This window comes from Tardiphaga sp. 37S4 (assembly GCF_021044645.1).
Lineage (GTDB): Bacteria > Pseudomonadota > Alphaproteobacteria > Rhizobiales > Xanthobacteraceae > Tardiphaga > Tardiphaga robiniae.
Genome location: NZ_CP088008.1, coordinates 3,108,791 through 3,124,704 on the forward strand (window position 1 = coordinate 3,108,791; position 15,914 = coordinate 3,124,704).

At 63.3% G+C, this 15,914-nt stretch carries 15 protein-coding genes; 10 read left to right on the forward strand and 5 right to left on the reverse strand.

Going from position 1 to position 15,914, the window contains the following annotated elements:
* Window positions 1–28: 28 nt before the first annotated feature.
* On the reverse strand, window positions 29–745 hold the full coding sequence (locus LPB73_RS15155; RefSeq protein WP_231077371.1) for a DJ-1/PfpI family protein: 717 nt from the start codon (window positions 743–745) through the stop codon (window positions 29–31).
* 61 nt (window positions 746–806) lie between these two features.
* Between LPB73_RS15155 and LPB73_RS15160 the strand changes: the two genes are divergently transcribed.
* Window positions 807–1,811, forward strand: a complete 1,005-nt coding sequence (locus LPB73_RS15160) for a GlxA family transcriptional regulator (RefSeq protein ID WP_231081158.1) — start codon at window positions 807–809, stop codon at window positions 1,809–1,811.
* Window positions 1,812–1,950: 139 nt separating this feature from the next.
* Window positions 1,951–2,730 carry a class II aldolase/adducin family protein gene (locus LPB73_RS15165; protein WP_089267004.1) on the forward strand — a complete coding sequence of 260 codons (780 nt, stop codon included), beginning with the start codon at window positions 1,951–1,953 and terminating at the stop codon, window positions 2,728–2,730.
* A 170-nt stretch (window positions 2,731–2,900) separates the two neighbouring features.
* Here the strand turns inward: LPB73_RS15165 and LPB73_RS15170 are convergent, their stop codons facing one another.
* From LPB73_RS15170 to LPB73_RS15185, 4 genes are all read right to left on the reverse strand, one after another.
* The gene (locus tag LPB73_RS15170; protein ID WP_093759036.1) at window positions 2,901–3,116 is read right to left on the reverse strand and encodes a hypothetical protein; all 216 of its coding nucleotides are present in this window, start codon (window positions 3,114–3,116) and stop codon (window positions 2,901–2,903) included.
* A gap of 211 nt (window positions 3,117–3,327) precedes the next feature.
* Window positions 3,328–4,731 (reverse strand): M20/M25/M40 family metallo-hydrolase, encoded by a 1,404-nt coding sequence (locus LPB73_RS15175; protein WP_231077372.1) that lies wholly within the window; start codon window positions 4,729–4,731, stop codon window positions 3,328–3,330.
* Window positions 4,732–4,743: 12 nt separating this feature from the next.
* Window positions 4,744–6,036, reverse strand: coding sequence for a glycosyltransferase family 87 protein (locus tag LPB73_RS15180; protein ID WP_231081159.1), 1,293 nt, complete (start codon window positions 6,034–6,036; stop codon window positions 4,744–4,746).
* A 140-nt stretch (window positions 6,037–6,176) separates the two neighbouring features.
* Entirely contained in the window at window positions 6,177–7,805 is a 1,629-nt protein-coding gene (locus LPB73_RS15185) for a helicase HerA-like domain-containing protein (protein WP_175367502.1), read from the reverse strand.
* Between the two features lie 368 nt (window positions 7,806–8,173).
* Here LPB73_RS15185 and LPB73_RS15190 point away from each other — a divergent pair, with 368 nt between their 5' ends.
* From LPB73_RS15190 to scpA, 8 genes are all read left to right on the forward strand, one after another.
* Window positions 8,174–8,539, forward strand: a complete 366-nt coding sequence (locus LPB73_RS15190) for a DUF2267 domain-containing protein (protein WP_231077373.1) — start codon at window positions 8,174–8,176, stop codon at window positions 8,537–8,539.
* 59 nt (window positions 8,540–8,598) lie between these two features.
* The gene (locus tag LPB73_RS15195) at window positions 8,599–9,006 is read left to right on the forward strand and encodes a DUF4332 domain-containing protein (protein WP_068734294.1); all 408 of its coding nucleotides are present in this window, start codon (window positions 8,599–8,601) and stop codon (window positions 9,004–9,006) included.
* A 211-nt stretch (window positions 9,007–9,217) separates the two neighbouring features.
* Window positions 9,218–10,063, forward strand: a complete 846-nt coding sequence (folP, locus tag LPB73_RS15200; protein WP_231077374.1) for a dihydropteroate synthase — start codon at window positions 9,218–9,220, stop codon at window positions 10,061–10,063.
* Window positions 10,060–10,425, forward strand: a complete 366-nt coding sequence (gene folB, locus LPB73_RS15205) for a dihydroneopterin aldolase (protein ID WP_068734298.1) — start codon at window positions 10,060–10,062, stop codon at window positions 10,423–10,425. The genes folP and folB overlap by 4 nt, the downstream gene beginning before the upstream one ends.
* Window positions 10,426–10,428: 3 nt before the next feature.
* Entirely contained in the window at window positions 10,429–10,920 is a 492-nt protein-coding gene (folK, locus tag LPB73_RS15210) for a 2-amino-4-hydroxy-6-hydroxymethyldihydropteridine diphosphokinase (RefSeq protein ID WP_231077375.1), read from the forward strand.
* Window positions 10,921–11,203: 283 nt separating this feature from the next.
* Entirely contained in the window at window positions 11,204–13,075 is a 1,872-nt protein-coding gene (locus LPB73_RS15215) for a methylmalonyl-CoA mutase subunit beta (RefSeq protein ID WP_231077376.1), read from the forward strand.
* Between the two features lie 11 nt (window positions 13,076–13,086).
* The gene (locus tag LPB73_RS15220; protein ID WP_093759041.1) at window positions 13,087–13,554 is read left to right on the forward strand and encodes a GFA family protein; all 468 of its coding nucleotides are present in this window, start codon (window positions 13,087–13,089) and stop codon (window positions 13,552–13,554) included.
* 199 nt (window positions 13,555–13,753) lie between these two features.
* Entirely contained in the window at window positions 13,754–15,907 is a 2,154-nt protein-coding gene (scpA, locus tag LPB73_RS15225) for a methylmalonyl-CoA mutase (protein ID WP_093759042.1), read from the forward strand.
* Window positions 15,908–15,914: the final 7 nt, after the last annotated feature.

Sequence of the window (15,914 nt, forward strand, 5' to 3'; positions counted from 1 at the left end):
CGATCATATTAGAAGCGGCTTGCGCAACTCACTCCGCCGCTGTCGGCACGATGATGCCAAGCTTCGTCGCGACGCGTTGTGCGGTGGCCTCGCGTTGCGCGGTGATCTTCGCCACCGACTGACGGGTCTGCGCCAGCACCGTCGCCGGTGCGGTTTCGGGCGTGCCGCTGTTGAACGGCGGCTGTGGCGCATATTCCATGAACAGCTGAATTCCCTGCGCCACCTCGTCGCCGCGCAGTTCTGCAGCCAGACGCAGCGCGCCATCGATGCCTGACGTCACGCCGGCGGCGAAGATCCAGTCGCCGTCGATCACCACGCGCTCGTTGACCGGCGTTGCGCCAAAATAGCGCAGCAGATGAAACGACGCCCAATGCGTGGTCGCGCGGCGGCCCATCAGCAATCCCGCAGCGCCGCAGATCAGCGCGCCAGTGCAGACCGAAAAGATTCGAGCATGTCCGGCCTGCTGACGGAGCCAATCGAGCACAACCGTATCGTCCATCAGCGCTTCCTGGCCGAAGCCGCCGGGCACATGCAGCACGTCGAGCTGGGGCGCGTCGCCAATGGCGGCATCCGGCGTAATACGGAGCCCCCTGTAGTCGCGCACGGGATCGGTGGTCTTGCCATAGATTCGATAGGTCGAATTCGGGATCCGCGACAGCACTTCGAACGGGCCGGTGAGATCGATCTGGTCAAGCCCCTCAAACAACAGCGAGCCGATCTGGAGATGTTGGTCTGGCGGGATCATGGAATGCTCCAAGCATTTGTGAATGGACAAGCCGAACCTAGCCCGGCACAGTCTGGCGAATATGCCAAAGACCCCTCGTTCTCCGCCAAACTCTGTTGCGACGGTTCCGCGCGTTATCGACGTGCTGGCGTTCCCGTCGGTGCAACTGCTCGACGTGTCCGGCCCGCTGCAGGTCTTCGCCACGGTCAATGAGATCATGCAGCGCAAGGGACAACCTGCGCCCTATAGGCTGCGCGTGATCGCGCGCGGCGGCCATAGTGTGACCGCCTCTGCCGGACTTGGCCTCGCCGTGAGCGATCTGCCGCGCCAGGCCGAACCGATCGACACGCTGCTCATTGCCGGCGGTCCCGGCGTCCATGCCGCCGCTTCCGATCCCGCTATGGTCGCCTGGGTGCGCAAGCGCGCGGCCAAGGCGCGGCGCACCGCCTCGGTCTGCACCGGCGCCTTCCTGCTTGCGTCAACCGGCGTGCTGGACGGCCGTCGTGCCGCCACCCACTGGTCCTGGTGTTCCGAACTCGCGCAGCGCTTTCCCGACGTGCATGTGGAGTCCGATCCGATCTTCGTCCGCGACGGCGCGTTCTGGACATCGGCCGGCGTGACCGCGGGAATCGATCTCGCGCTGGCGCTGGTAGAGGAAGACCTCGGGCGCAGCGTCGCGCTCATGGTGGCGCGTCACCTCGTAGTGTTTCTCAAGCGCCCCGGCGGCCAGTCACAATTCAGCGCGGCATTGTCGCTGCAGACCGCGGACGACAAATTCGGCGCGCTGCATGACTGGATCGGCAAGCATCTCGCCGACGACATTTCGCTACCCATGCTGGCAGAACAGGCCGGTATGAGCGAACGCAGCTTCAGCCGGCACTATGCGGACGCCACCGGCATCACGCCCGCCCGCGCCGTCGAGCAGTTGCGCGTCGAAGCCGCACGGCGGCTGCTCTCGGAAACGAAACTGCCGGTGAAACGCATTTCGCAACGCTGCGGCTTCGGTTCCGAAGAAACCATGCGACGCAGCTTCCTGCGATTGCTTTCTGCCACGCCGCAGGACTATCGCGCGCGTTTCAGTTCCTGAATGTCGCGATCGGGCCTTCTGCCACCCTGGTAAGCATGTCTGCCGCGCAAACCGTCCGGCTTGCTGCCGCAACAGGGCGGGATTAGGCTGGCATCAGCCAAACGCCAAAACACTGCCAGTCAATCCGGGAGCACTCAACATGTCACCAGCCGAAGCCCGCCTCAAGGAAGTGCCGTCGCATATGAGCGAGGGCGAATGGGCCCAGCGCGTCAACCTCGCCGCTGCCTATCGCCTCGTTGCGCTCTACGGCTGGGACGATCTCATCGACACCCACATCTCCGCCCGCGTGCCCGGCCCCGACCATCACTTCCTGATCAATCCCTATGGCCTGATCTTCGAAGAGATCACGGCATCGTCGCTGGTCAAGGTCGACCTCGACGGCAACCAGCTCTCCGAAAGCGAATACAGCATCAACCCGGCCGGCTTCACCATCCATTCGGCAATCCACGAAGTCCGCGAAGACGCCGGCTGCGTGATGCATCTGCACACGCCGGACGGCACCGCCGTGGCCTCCTGCATGGAAGGCCTGCAGCCCCTGAACCAGACTGCTCAGCTCGTGATCCCCGAACTCGCCTATCACGACTATGAAGGCGTCGCGCTCGATCACGACGAACGCCCCCGCCTGCAGAAGGATCTCGGCACCAAGAACGCCATGCTGCTGCGCAATCACGGCACGCTGACCGTTGGCCGCTCGGTCGCCTCGGCATTCGAGCGCATGTATTATCTGGAACGCGCCTGCACCATGCAGGTCCGCACCCGGATGCTCGGCCCGACCGCCTATCCGGTCGACCAGATCGTCATCGACAAGAACGCCGCGCTGGTGGGCAACCCCGACAAGGCCGAATTGCGCTCGACCAAGCTGGTCTGGCCGCCGATGCTGCGCAAGCTCGACCGCCGCGATCCGTCTTACAAGACCTGAGATTTGGTGCTATAGAGAGGTTACATACCTCTACACAGTGATTCAAAACGCCGTCCAATTCCGGGCGGCGTTTTTATGTTTGGTGCAGACTGTCATTCCGGGGCGCGTGCGACGCCGCAGGCGAACCTCGGCCATTCCACTTGGAATGGCGGGGAATGACGAGCCTGGGATCACGGCCGCATGAACGCAAAATCCGTGTCGGGATCGCAATTATCGGCAACGAAATGCAGCTCCGACTGTACGTCAGCCGTGGTCCTTGTCTCCAGATACTTCGAGACCACGAGATTCACGAGGGAGCGACAGACGCTGTCCTGATCGACCCCGGCGGTCTGAGCTGCCGCCATCGCGGCAGAGAAATGAGTATTGGCGATTTCGGCTGCGGACATTGCATCCTCCCTTTTTTTGTCTTTCGATCAGGAAAGCCTGACGCAAGCCTTGATGTGGGTCAACGCGAAGGCAGTCGTCATCCCAACACTCCGTCATGGCCGGGCTAAAGCGCGAAGCGCAGCTTCGCTAGATGTCCCGGCCATCCGCGCCTCAGCTCGCGGCCAAGACGTGGATGCCCGGCATATGCCGGGCATGACGGCTATTGCCAGCTTACTTCTTCACATCCGCCAGCGCCGCAATGATCCGCGCCCACGACCGGATGCCCTTGTGGAAGCTCTTGAGGTCGTACTTCTCGTTCGGCGAATGGATATTGTCGTCATCGAGGCCGAAGCCGATCAGGAGCGAGTCCAGACCGAGCGTGCGCTTGAAATCCGCGACGATGGGAATCGACGCACCTGAGCCGATCAGCAGCGCCTGCTTGCCCCATTCGTCGGTCAGCGCATCGCGCGCAGCGGCGAGCGGCTTCATGTTCCAGTCGAGCGCGATGGCCGGCGCATTGGAATGATCGAGAAACTCCGCCGTGCAATCGCCGGGCAATTGCGACGTGACGAAAGCCCGGAACGCATCGCGGATCTTGCCGGGGTCCTGACCCTCGACGATGCGGAACGAAACTTTCGCCGACGCATGCGAGGCGATCACCGTCTTGGAGCCCTCGCCCGTGTACCCACCGACGATGCCGTTGATATCGCAGGTCGGACGCGACGTGATCTGTTCGATCAGTTCGCGGCCCCGCTCGCCGGCCGGAATAGAGAGACCGATCGGCTTGAGGAAGCTCTCCGCGGTGAGACCGAGACCCTTCCACTGCGCCAGAATATCGGCAGGCAAATCCTTCACGCCATCATAAAAGCCGGGAATGGTGATGCGGCCATTGTCGTCATGCAGCTTGCCGAGAATATTGGTCAGCACGCGGATCGGATTGCGCGCACCGCCGCCATAGATGCCGGAATGCAGATCGCGGTTGGCTGCAGTGATCTTCACCTCTTCATAGACGAGGCCGCGCAGCGACGTGGTGATCGCCGGGGTCGACGGGTCCCACATGCCGGTGTCGCAGACCACCGCGAAATCGGCGGCGAGATCCTTCTTGTTGGCTTCGAGGAACGGCACGAAATTCTTCGAGCCGACCTCCTCCTCGCCTTCGATGCAGATGGTGAGATCGATCGGCAGCGAGCCCGTGACATTCACCCAGGCCCGGCAGGCTTCCACGAAGGTCGAAAGCTGGCCCTTGTCGTCCTGCGCACCGCGCGCAACGATGATGTCGCGGCCATCGGCATGTTTGGTGACGACCGGCTCAAACGGCGGACGATGCCACAGGTTCAGCGGATCGACCGGCTGAACGTCATAATGACCATAGAACAGAACATGCGGCCGCTTGCCGGTATTGCCCTTGGCGGTGGCGACGATAGCGGGATGGCCCGCAGTCGGCCGCACCTCGGCGTTGAAGCCCAAGCCTTCGATCTCACCGGCCAGATGCTTTGCCGCCGCCTTGCAGTCCTCGGCGTAAGCCGGATCGGCGGAAATCGACTGGATCCGCAACAGCGCGAACAACCGCTCCAGAGCCTTGTCGAAATCGGCATCGACGCGATCGAGAACGGATGCAAGCTGCGTATTGGACATGAGCGAATTTCCTTAAGCGTGATGGTCCGGAACTTCGGTGGAATCTAGCAGCACCGGCGGGTGGTGCATATGCCAGATCAATCCACCTGCGAGGATGGCCGTTGCCAGCAGATTATTGCCCCAGGCCTGCAGCATGGCCGGGAATACCGGGATCGACAGCGCCATCAGCACGCCGACGACGCCAAGCAGCCACCATGTCCCGGTCCGTACATTCGGCCTGGGATCATCGGCGGCGCGATGCATCAACACCGTGAGCGGCAGGAACAGCCACATGAAGTAATATTGCCGCGCCAGCGGCGATGCCACCGTCATCAGGCAGAACAGGATGCCGAGTTCTTCGGCACGTGAGCGCGGCGTGAGTTTCGATCGCGGCAGCAGCGACCAGATGAAGCCGAGGCCGATCAGACCGGAGACTGCGAGCACGATCAGGTTCGCGGTTTTGTAGCTGACATCGATCACGTTCATCGTGGCCGATCCACGCTTGCGATCATCCTGGAAATAATCGATCGGCCGCACCAGACGATGCGTCATCGCGATGATCGACTGATTGACCCATGACCAGTTCTGTTCGTCGCGCTGGCCGAACCCCTTCTCGGAGCTGGAGCCGACCATTTCGGTGTACCAGGTCTTCACCTCGGCCGCATTGCGTTCGAAGCCGCGAAACGGCGCCGGCACCACATAGAGCAACAGCAGCGTGCAGATGATCATGCTCGCCGAGGCGGCCCAGTGCCGCCGCCAGATCAGATAGGGCAGCACCGCCACCGGGAACACCTTGATGGCCGTGGCGAGCGCGAACATGCTGCCGCCGAGCCACGGCCGATCCTTCTGCATCCACCAGAAGCCGAGCAGCATCATCGCCAGCAGCACGAGATTGGGCTGGCCGAGATCGTACATGTCGAACACGAAGGTGATGGTCGCAAAGCCCGGCAGCGCCGCAAGCCACGCCGCCGGAATTTTCTTCGAGCCGGTCATGGCATTGGACAGCTGGCTGGTGATCGCCCAGGCCGCCGAATTCAGGATCGAGAGCAAGAGATAAAGCGGGACCTTGCCGAACCAGCTCGGGAGCGCCAGCAAGACCGCGGACAGCGGTGGATAGATGAAGTCCAGCGCACCATTGGTCTTCGCCTCATAGAGCGGCGCACCGTGCAGCACCTGCCGCCCGGCCCAGAACCACAGCGCGTAGTCCTTGGTCTTGCCGTTGCCGAAGATTTCCGGAACGAGCACATCCGCCGTCAGCAGGACGCAGGTGATCAGGAACAGCACGTCCAGCGGCTGCCGCAAGGACGGCCACCGCAAAACCGGCATTTCGCCGTCACTTTTCGTCACTTCGCAGTCCCGCTTAAAAGACCCGCCGGCACGGCGCGGTTCAGACCGCGGTGGGTAGCAGATGGCGCCGGGACCTGCAAAGCCGCGGGCGGGTGCATAATGGACAGTCTGGACGGTCCTTACCGCTTCAAAATCCCGCCAAGCGTCCCGCGCACGATCTCACGGCCGATCGAGCTTCCCAGCGAGCCGCCCACCTGCTTGCCTATATTGGCGACGATGCCACCGACGACCTTGTTGGTCACGCTGCGGGTGACGCTCCGCGCAATCACCTGGCCGGTGGAGAGCCTGTTGCGGCCGGTATTGGTGCCGAAGATGGTGCCGACGATCGCACCGAGCTGGCCCAAAAATCCACCACCACCGCCACCACCGCCCGCCGCGTCGCCAGCCTCGGCGGGCGTCGCCGCCGTCCCGGCGATGCGCTTCTGCAGCGTCTCGTAGGCGGATTCGGAATCGATCGCGGTGTCGTATTTGCCCTTCACCGGGCTCGCCGCGAGGATCGCCTTGCGCTCCTCAGGCGTGATCGGCCCGATACGTGCGGTCGGCGGACGCACCATGATGCGTTCGACCATGGCAGGCGTGCCGTTGCCTTCGAGGAACGAGACCAGTGCCTCGCCCTTGCCGAGTTCGGTGATGACCGTGGCCGTGTCGAGTTTCGGATTGGCACGGAAGGTCTGTGCTGCCGCCTGCACCGCCTTCTGGTCCCGCGGCGTGAAGGCGCGCAGAGCGTGCTGAACGCGGTTGCCGAGCTGGGCGAGTACGCGATCGGGCACATCGATCGGGTTCTGGGTGACGAAATAGACGCCGACGCCCTTGGAGCGGATCAGGCGCACGACCTGTTCGATCTTGTCGAGCAGCGCCTTCGGCGCATCGTTGAACAAGAGATGCGCTTCGTCGAAGAAGAATACCAGTTTGGGCTTCGGCAGGTCGCCGACTTCGGGCAATTCCTCGAACAGTTCCGAGAGCAGCCACAGCAGGAAGGTTGCGTAGAGCCGCGGGCTCGACATCAGCTTGTCGGCAACGAGGATATTGACCATGCCGCGACCGTCGCGGTCGGTCTTGAGAAAATCTTTCAGCTCCAGCGCCGGCTCGCCGAAGAATTTATCGGCGCCCTGGTTCTCCAGCACGAGCAATTGGCGCTGGATGGTACCGATTGTCGCCTTGGTGACGTTTCCGAAGCTCAAGGCCGATTTGCGGACATCGGCAAGCGGATCGACCTCGTCCTTCTTGGCGGTCATCGGCACGATGGCGTCGAGCAACGCGCGCAGATCCTTCATGTCGAGCAGCGTCAGGCCGTTCTCGTCGGCGACGCGGAAGGCGACGTTGAGCACGCCTTCCTGCACATCGTTGAGATCGAGCAGCCGCGCCAGCAATAGTGGCCCCATTTCCGAAATGGTCGCGCGCACCGGATGACCCTGTTCGCCGAACACGTCCCAGAACACGGTCGAGAACTGATCGGGCTGGAACGTCAGCGCCATCTCCTTGGCGCGCTGCAAAATGAAGTCCTTGCCCTCGCCGACTTCGGCTATCCCCGAGAGGTCGCCCTTGATGTCCGCAGCGAAGACCGGCACACCGGCACGTGCAAAGCCCTCCGCCATCACCTGCAGCGATACGGTTTTACCTGTTCCCGTCGCGCCCGTGACGAGACCGTGGCGATTGCCGAGGGCCAGCGTCAGCCATGCCGGTTGGTCGCCCTTGCCGATGAAGATCTTGCCGTCGGTATCGCCTGACTTCAGTTCGGTGGTCGCCATCGGATCGCCTCTGTCGCGCGCATCAAGAAAAAGATTTCAAAAAAATTTGCGGCTCACCATGATCTTACCGCATCTTGGCGAGCGATTGAAACGCAAAGCGTTCCCGCCACACCTGAAACCCGTCCGTCGTTCCCACGGACGAAACACAAGCCGTATCTTTTTGCTCTTTCCAAAGTACGGCGCTGTCGCATCTGCGAACAATTGACCAAAATTTCACGTTTGCTCTTGCATTGGTGCAACACTCGATACGCGATCACACTGAATCGCACGTCGGGCGAGTTGGCGCGCTTGTAATTCGAATCACAGCGGCTCAAGATCACTTTTCAACATAAGGGCATCGGCACTCAACCGATGTGAGGCGGGGCATCATGGACGAATTGATCAAAGCGCTGACCGCAAAGGTCGGCATCGACGAAGCTGTGGCTGAAAAGGCTGTCGGCATTATCTTGGGGTTCCTGCGCAAGGAAGCACCGGCCGCGCCGGTCAATGCGCTCATCGAAAAAATTCCGGGTGCGGATGCAGCCATCGCATCGTCAGAGGGCGGTGGTGGATTGAGCGGCCTGATGGGCGGCGGCATCATGGCTCTGGGCAGCAAGCTGATGGGTCTTGGCCTCGGCATGGGCGAGATCCAGAGCGTCGCGCGCGAACTGTTCAAGTTCGGCCGCGAGAAGATCGGCGCGGATGCCATGGACGAGATCGTTGCCGGCACACCTGGCCTGAGCCAGTTCTCCTGACCGTCTGTTACGTCAGCAGCCGCGCGTAAGCGTCCAGCATCTTCATACGTCTGAGTACCATGACATATCCCATCTCCAAGATTGACGGTTTGACGGCCTTCGCCGCGACCAAACTGAAAAAGGCAGGCATCCGCACCATGGAAGGGCTGCTGGACGCCGCTCACTCCGCGAAGTGCCGCAAGGAACTCGCTGCCAAGACCGGGTTCAGCGAACAGCAACTGCTCGAATGGGCGAACCTCGCCGACTACCTGCGCATCCCCGGCATGGGCAAGGCCAAGGCCGAACTGCTCCGCGCCTCCGGCGTCAACACGGTACGCGAATTGACCCACCGCAATCCCGCCCGCCTCGCTCAGGCGATGCGCGACGCCAATGACAAGCGCAAGCTGGTCCGGGTGATGCCCTCGGAGAAGTCCGTCGGCGACCTGATCGAAAAGGCCCGCCAGCTGCCGCTGAAGATTTCGTATTGAGCCTCTCGTCATTCCGGGGCACGCGCAGCGCTAGCGGAGCGTGAACCGCAGCCACTCCGATTGGAGTGACGGGGAATCCCGAGATGGCTGAAACGCCGGATCGCTTCACACTGCAAGATTCCGGGTTCGCCTGCGGCTCACGCCGCATGCGCTCCGGAATGACGTTTTGATCCATCTTGACTCCCTCCCCCCGACCGCGCAAAGCGACCGCATGATCGCGCGTCCGACCACGTCTGCTCCGACGGTCCACCCGGTGCTGGCCGCGCTGCTGGCATCGCCGGTGCCTGCCGTGATGGGCATCCTGAACGTCACCCCGGATTCCTTCTCCGATGGCGGCCAGTTCGATGCCCCCGAGCGTGCGCTGGCGCAGGCCAGGCGAATGATCGCCGAGGGCGCGGGGATCATCGACATCGGCGCCGAGTCCACACGGCCCTATGGGTCCCGGCCGGTCACTGCCGATGAAGAATGGGCGCGGCTCGTGCCGGTGCTGGCCGACGTCATCGCGCTCGGCACGCCGGTATCGATCGACAGCATGAAGGCGTCCGTCGTCGCCAAAGCGCTCGCCGCCGGCGTCGCCATAGCCAATGACATCTGGGGCCTGCAGCGCGATCCCGACATGGCACGCGTCATCGCCGAGCACAGCGCGCCTGTCGTCGTCATGCATAACCGTGACACCGTCGATGGCAGCATCGATATCGTCGCCGACATGAAAAGCTTCTTCGCGCGCTCGCTGGAGATCGCCGCCAGGGCCGGCATCCCCGCGGGCCACATCGTGCTCGACCCCGGCATCGGCTTCGGCAAGACACCTGAGCAGAGCATGATTGCGCTGGCGCGGTTCGACGAGCTGACCAGCTTCGGCCTGCCGGTGCTGATCGCCGCCTCGCGCAAGAAATTCATATCGACCGTCGTACCGTCGGAGCCACAGCAGCGCATCGGCGGATCGCTCGCCGCGCATCTGCTCGCGGTGCGGTACGGCGCCAAAATCGTCCGCGCCCATGACGTCGCGGAAACCGTTCAGGCCCTGCGCGTCACCGCAGCCATCGAGGACTTAAGATGACCGACATGATCTTCATCAAGGGCGTATCTGTGCATGCCCATCACGGCGTGCTCGATTACGAAGGCGTGGTCGGGCAGCGCTTCGTCATCGATCTCGAACTCGACGCCGATATCGACCTTGCCTCGCGCAGCGACCGCCTTGCCGATACCGTGTCCTATGCCAATGTCGTCGCCACCGCGATCGCCGCTTTCAAGGACACCAATTACAAGCTGCTGGAGCGCGCCGCCGGTGCCGTGGCCGATGCGGTGCTCGCGGATTTCCCGCGCATCAGTTCCGTCAAGGTCACCGTGCACAAGCCGCACGCGCCGATCGCCGCGATCTTCGACGATGTCGGCGTGGTGCTGCGCAGATCGCGGGCGTAACCGATGGCCAGCGTCCTCATCGCGCTCGGCGGCAATGTCGGCGATGTTCGCACGACCTTCCGCAAGGCGATCGGCAATATCTGCGGCATGACACAGGCCGCGCTGATCGAGCGCTCGGCAGACTACAGCACACCGCCGGTGGGCGATGTGCCGCAGGACCACTTCGTCAATGCGGCAATCGAGATCGAGACCGAACTCGATCCGCACGCACTGTTGTTCACGTTGCACAGGATCGAACACAAATTCGGCCGCAACCGCGTTGCCGAGGGGCACTGGGGTCCGCGTCCGCTCGATCTCGACATGATCGCCTATGACGACGTGGTCATCGCCAAGCCGGAACTGCACCTGCCGCATCCCCGCGCCACGGAACGCGCCTTCGTCCTGGTGCCGCTGGCCGAGATCGCCCCGGACCGGATGATATCAGGCAAGACCGTTGCCGAGCATCTGAAGGCCCTCTCAACCGACGGCATCGAGAAGCTGCCGGACCTCGATTGAGCGCCAACACGCCGGAACTATCCTCACAAGACCACTCGCAGATCCCACGGCGCGACCAGCTCGGACCAGATTGGTTTAGCTCTGTGCCCCGCCCCTCGCCCGTCGCGGACTTCGTCCGCGCCACCCTCTCCCCGCGCATTGCGGGGAGAGGGAAACGGCCGCGCTCCCCGGCTCCACGCGCCAATTCCGCGCATCCCTATGCTCGAACAGCCATTGGCAACCCCTTCTCGGCATGGCATTTTCCGGCTCAACCACGAAGCAATACCGGGAGTGAAGTTCCTCAATGTCGACTGCGACTGACGACCTGCGGCTGGCCGCCGATTTTGCGCCTGCGAGTTACGATGACTGGCGCAAGCTCGTCGATGGCGTGCTGAAAGGCGCTCCGTTCGAGAAGCTGATCAGCAAGACCTATGACGGCGTCAAGATCCAGCCGATCTATCCGCGCGCCCGGGATGCGGCGCCGATTGCCGGCCGGCCGGCCGCGGCGCCATGGCAGATCATGCAGCGGATCGACCACCCCGATGCCGCGAAATCGAACAAGCAGGCGCTGCACGATCTGGAGAACGGCGCCACTGGTCTCACGCTGGTGTTCGAAGGCGCCAATGGCGCGCGTGGCTTCGGCCTCGTCGCCTCGCCCGACACCATCGAGACGCTGTTCGACGGCATCTATCTCGACGCCGGCATCGGCATCGAACTCCATGCCGGCCCGCAGTCGCGCATGGCCGTGACGCATCTGGCCGATTACATCAAGACGAAGGGCATCGATCCCGCCACATGCGATATCCGCTTTGGCCTCGATCCCATCGGCGCCACCGCGGTGTGGGGCACCAGCGCCTATAACTGGTGGGAGATGGCGCCGGCCGTCACCGACACCATCAAGAAGCTCGCCGTGCAAGGCTTCAAGGGCCCGTTCGCCGTCGCCGACGGCCGCATCATCCACGATGCCGGCGGCTCCGAAGTGCAGGAGCTGTCTTACGTCCTCGCGGTGATGGTGTCCTATCTGCGCGCGATGGAAGACCATAACATTCCGCTCGAGACGGCCCGCGGCATGGTCTATGCGCGTCTCGCGGCCGATGCCGATCAGTTTCTCACCATGGCGAAATTCCGCGCGCTGCGCCTGCTTTGGGGGCGCGTGGAGGAAAGCTGCGGCCTCGCGCCGAAGCCGCTGTTCATCGCTGCCGACACCGCATGGCGTATGCTCACCCAGCGCGATCCCTATGTGAACATGTTGCGCGCCACCATGGCGACCTTCGCCGCCGGTCTCGGCGGTGCCAACTCCATCTGCGTGCTGCCGCATACGCTGGCGCTCGGCCTGCCCGATGGCTTTGCGCGCCGCGCTGCGCGCAACACCCAACTGGTGCTGCTGGAAGAGTCCAATCTCGCCAAGGTCACCGATCCCGCCGCCGGCGCCGGCGGCATCGAGGCGCTGACGCGCGAACTGTGCGACGCCGCATGGGCCCAGTTCCAGGATATCGAAAAAGCCGGCGGCGCCTTCCCGGCGCTTGGCAACAATGTGATCCAGCCGAAGATCGCCGCCACCCGCGCCGCCCGTCAGGCCAGCGTCGCCAAGCGCCGCGAAGTGCTCACCGGCGCCAGCGAATTCCCGAACCTGCATGAGGCCCGCGCCACCGTGCTGAAGGTGAAGCCGATCCCCGGCAAGCCCTATGGCAAGGACAAGATCAAGTTCAACCCGCTGGAACCGATCCGGCTGGCCTCGCCCTTCGAGGCGCTGCGCGACAAGTCGGATCATCTGCTGGCGCGCAAGGGTGCCCGTCCGAAAGTGTTTCTGGCCAATCTCGGCACGCCGGCCGATTTCACGGCCCGCGCGACCTTCGCCAAGAGCTTCTTCGAGACCGGCGGCATCGAAGCCCTCGACAGCGACGGGTTCGCCGATCCGGCCGTACTCGCCAAGGCCTGGAAGGCCTCCGGCGCCGCGCTGGTATGTATCTGCTCGTCCGACAAGCTCTATGCCGGCCAGGCCGCGCCCGCAGCAAAAGCGCTTCAGGCCGCCGGCGCGAAGCATATCTATCTGGCAGGCCGCCCCGGCGACCTCGAGGCGCCCTTGCGCGACGCAGGCGTTAGGGATTTTATCATTGCCGGCGGCGATGCGCTGGCGATGCTGGTGCAGGCCCATGATCTACTAAATTCGGCCTGATGGAGTAAGCCATGACGGCAACGGCGAGCAAACCCGCGCTGACCGGCGGCTGCCAATGCGGCGCGATCCGCTTTGCGCTGTCGGCTGCGCCGACCCGGGTCAGCATCTGCCATTGCCGCATGTGCCAGAAGGCCACCGGCGCGCCCTTCGCCTCGCTTGCCGATATCCCGAACGAGAACTTTGCATGGACCCGCGGCAAGCCGGCGGCGTTCAAGTCATCGTCGATTGCGGAGCGCGACTTCTGCGCCAAATGCGGCACGCCGCTGAGCTATCGCGCCATCGGCGGCCCCAAAATCGAGATCATGACCGGCGCCTTCGACAGGCCGGACCGCGTGGTGCCGACGCAGCAATTCGGCACGGAGTCACGCCTGGGCTGGGTCGGCAACGTGTCGAACCTGCCGAGCAAGACGACGATGCAGAATTTCGGACCGGAGAAATGCGCGGAAGTGTTCAGCTATCAGCATCCGGATCATGATTGAGATAGCGTGTTTCAACAAGGATCGCGCGCATGGGCAGTTTGCTATTCGACTTGCTGATGTGGCCGATCGCCAAGGTGCTTGAAAAAGTGTTTGACGTGGTACTCTGGCGGAAAACTGAAACGCCCCCGTCAGACGACCCGACCTACAAGAAGAACGTTCAGAGACTCATCGAACGCAATCGAGAATTCGAGAAACGACCATGACCAAGATTCCTGACTTCACCAACATCGCTTTCTCGCCCATCGCCGCCGGTGCGCCATCGCAGGGCGAGCCGTGGCTGACGCCCGAAGGCATCCTGGTGAAACCCGGTTATGGCGAATCCGACGTCGCCGGCATCGACTTCCTCGACACCTATCCGGGCATCGCGCCGTTCCTGCGCGGCCCCTACCCGACCATGTATGTCAACCAGCCCTGGACGATCCGGCAATATGCCGGCTTCTCCACCGCGGAAGATTCCAACGCCTTCTATCGCCGTAATCTCGCCGCCGGCCAGAAGGGCCTCTCGGTCGCGTTCGATCTGGCCACCCATCGCGGCTATGACAGCGATCATCCGCGCGTCTCGGGCGATGTCGGCATGGCCGGCGTGGCGATCGACTCGATCTATGACATGCGCACGTTGTTCGCCGGCATTCCGCTCGACCAGATGAGCGTGTCGATGACCATGAACGGCGCGGTGCTGCCGATCCTCGCGCTCTATGTCGCCGCCGCCGAAGAACAGGGCGTGCCGCCGGAGAAGCTGACAGGCACCATTCAGAATGACATTCTGAAAGAGTTCATGGTGCGCAACACCTATATCTATCCGCCGACGCCCTCGATGCGGATCATCTCGGACATCTTCGCCTACACCTCGCAAAAGATGCCCAAGTACAATTCGATTTCGATCTCCGGCTATCACATGCAGGAGGCCGGCGCGACGCAGGATCTTGAGCTGGCTTACACGCTCGCCGACGGCGTCGAATATCTGCGCGCGGGTCTTGCCGCCGGCATCGATGTCGACCGCTTCGCGCCCCGGCTGTCGTTCTTCTGGGCGATCGGCATGAACTTCTTCATGGAAGTCGCCAAGATGCGCGCCGCGCGGCTGCTGTGGGCCAAACTCCTGACGCAGTTCAATCCGAAGGACCCGAAATCGCTGTCGCTGCGCACCCATTGCCAGACCTCGGGCTGGTCGCTGACCGCGCAGGACGTCTACAATAACGTGATGCGCACCACCATCGAGGCGATGGCGGCGACGCAGGGCCACACCCAGTCACTGCACACCAATGCGCTCGACGAAGCGCTGGCGCTGCCCACCGACTTCTCGGCGCGCATTGCCCGCAACACGCAGCTGTTCCTGCAGCAGGAAACCGGCACCAACCGCATCATCGATCCATGGGGCGGCTCCTATTACGTCGAGCGCCTGACACATGATCTCGCCACCAAGGCCTGGGCGCACATCCAGGAAGTGGAAGAACTCGGCGGCATGGCCAAGGCCATCGAGGCCGGTGTGCCCAAGCTGCGCATCGAGGAAGCCTCGGCGAAGACCCAGGCACGCATCGATGCCGGCCGTCAGGCGGTGATCGGCGTCAACAAGTACAAGCCGGAAAATGAAGAAGCGCTCGACGTGCTCAAGGTGGAAAACTCCACCGTGCGCCGGCTGCAGATCGACAAATTGAAGAGGCTTCGTGGCGAGCGCAGCCAGGCCGACGTCGATGCCGCGCTGGCGGCGCTGACGCGCAGCGCCAAGGACGGCAACGGCAACCTGCTGGCGCTGGCGATCGATGCCGCGCGGGCCAAGGCCACCGTCGGCGAAATTTCGGACGCGATGGAGAAAGTGTTCGGCCGCCACCGCGCCGAGATCAAATCCATCACCGGTGTCTACAAGCGCGAGGCGTCCACCATGAACGACAAGGTCCAGAAGGTTCAGGCGCTGATCGACGCCTTCGAGGACGCCGAGGGCCGCCGCCCGCGTATTCTCGTCGCGAAAATCGGCCAGGACGGCCACGACCGCGGCCAGAAGGTGATCGCTTCGGCCTTCGCCGATGTCGGCTTCGACGTCGATATCGGGCCGCTCTTCGCCACCGCCGATGAAGCCGCGCGGCAGGCCGTCGAAAACGACGTGCACATCCTCGGCCTGTCGTCGCTGGCCGCAGCCCATCTGACCGCGGTGCCCGAACTCAAGGCCGCGCTGAAGAAGCAGGGCCGCGAGGACATCATGATCATCATCGGCGGCGTCGTCCCCCCGCAGGATTACGACGAACTCTACAAGGCCGGCGCCGAGGCGATCTTCCCGCCCGGCACGGTGATCTCCGAGGCCGCCGAAGAGCTGATCCACAAGCTCAATGCACGGCTGGGCCATAGCGAGGCGGCGGCGTAGCTGCAGC

Excerpts from the sequence above, each read along its gene's own strand:
- LPB73_RS15155 (WP_231077371.1), bottom strand. The coding sequence starts at position 745 with ATGATCCCGCCAGACCAACATCTCCAGATCGGCTCGCTGTTGTTTGAG.
- LPB73_RS15160 (WP_231081158.1), top strand. The coding sequence starts at position 807 with ATGCCAAAGACCCCTCGTTCTCCGCCAAACTCTGTTGCGACGGTTCCG.
- LPB73_RS15165 (WP_089267004.1), top strand. The coding sequence starts at position 1,951 with ATGTCACCAGCCGAAGCCCGCCTCAAGGAAGTGCCGTCGCATATGAGC.
- LPB73_RS15170 (WP_093759036.1), bottom strand. The coding sequence starts at position 3,116 with ATGTCCGCAGCCGAAATCGCCAATACTCATTTCTCTGCCGCGATGGCG.
- LPB73_RS15175 (WP_231077372.1), bottom strand. The coding sequence starts at position 4,731 with ATGTCCAATACGCAGCTTGCATCCGTTCTCGATCGCGTCGATGCCGAT.
- LPB73_RS15180 (WP_231081159.1), bottom strand. The coding sequence starts at position 6,036 with ATGCCGGTTTTGCGGTGGCCGTCCTTGCGGCAGCCGCTGGACGTGCTG.
- LPB73_RS15185 (WP_175367502.1), bottom strand. The coding sequence starts at position 7,805 with ATGGCGACCACCGAACTGAAGTCAGGCGATACCGACGGCAAGATCTTC.
- LPB73_RS15190 (WP_231077373.1), top strand. The coding sequence starts at position 8,174 with ATGGACGAATTGATCAAAGCGCTGACCGCAAAGGTCGGCATCGACGAA.
- LPB73_RS15195 (WP_068734294.1), top strand. The coding sequence starts at position 8,599 with ATGACATATCCCATCTCCAAGATTGACGGTTTGACGGCCTTCGCCGCG.
- folP (WP_231077374.1), top strand. The coding sequence starts at position 9,218 with ATGATCGCGCGTCCGACCACGTCTGCTCCGACGGTCCACCCGGTGCTG.
- folB (WP_068734298.1), top strand. The coding sequence starts at position 10,060 with ATGACCGACATGATCTTCATCAAGGGCGTATCTGTGCATGCCCATCAC.
- folK (WP_231077375.1), top strand. The coding sequence starts at position 10,429 with ATGGCCAGCGTCCTCATCGCGCTCGGCGGCAATGTCGGCGATGTTCGC.
- LPB73_RS15215 (WP_231077376.1), top strand. The coding sequence starts at position 11,204 with ATGTCGACTGCGACTGACGACCTGCGGCTGGCCGCCGATTTTGCGCCT.
- LPB73_RS15220 (WP_093759041.1), top strand. The coding sequence starts at position 13,087 with ATGACGGCAACGGCGAGCAAACCCGCGCTGACCGGCGGCTGCCAATGC.
- scpA (WP_093759042.1), top strand. The coding sequence starts at position 13,754 with ATGACCAAGATTCCTGACTTCACCAACATCGCTTTCTCGCCCATCGCC.